Genomic DNA, 481 nt, shown 5'->3' with positions numbered 1-481 from the left:
AATGTACGTTAGAAGTCAATGAAAAAAATCCAGGCATCTGTAATCATGTAGAAGCAGTTTGTCAACATCATCCAGATTGTGGCCATGAACAAGTGCCTCATGGTAATCATACAGATTATTTAGTGAATGGCCGTTTACAACATGTACATGACGACCATATTGACGACCATGGTGCAGTTGAAGTTCTTTGATTCATACCGTGTAAACTTCCTTAATCTCTAATCTTCTGAGCTTTAAGGGAGTTTTTGTTTACCTCCGCCTTCATTTTCTAAACTCGTTTCTGTATCTATCGGTTATATGATTCTATCCTCGCTATCTCTGTCTTACCATACTATCCTCTTTGTTTTGATTACTTTTAACTTTGGTCGATTTCAGTGGAATGCACTTCAAAATAGAATACTCAATAAAAAAACTGCTCAATTTTCATCTTGACTTATTACCATTAGACTTAACACTCGTTTTTTCTTGATTGTAAATCCCC

The 481-nt window shown here is 35.6% G+C and carries 1 pseudogene; it reads left to right on the top strand.

What is annotated here, in order from left to right:
* Positions 1-191 (top strand): annotated as a pseudogene (locus IGI96_RS19780) (hypothetical protein); the annotation flags it as partial.
* Positions 192-481 lie beyond the last annotated feature (290 nt).

Source organism: Enterococcus sp. DIV0421 (genome assembly GCF_051713745.1).
Lineage (GTDB): Bacteria > Bacillota > Bacilli > Lactobacillales > Enterococcaceae > Enterococcus_D > Enterococcus_D casseliflavus.
The sequence above is the reverse complement of the archived record's forward strand: the minus strand, read 5'-3'. Positions and strand labels throughout refer to the sequence as shown.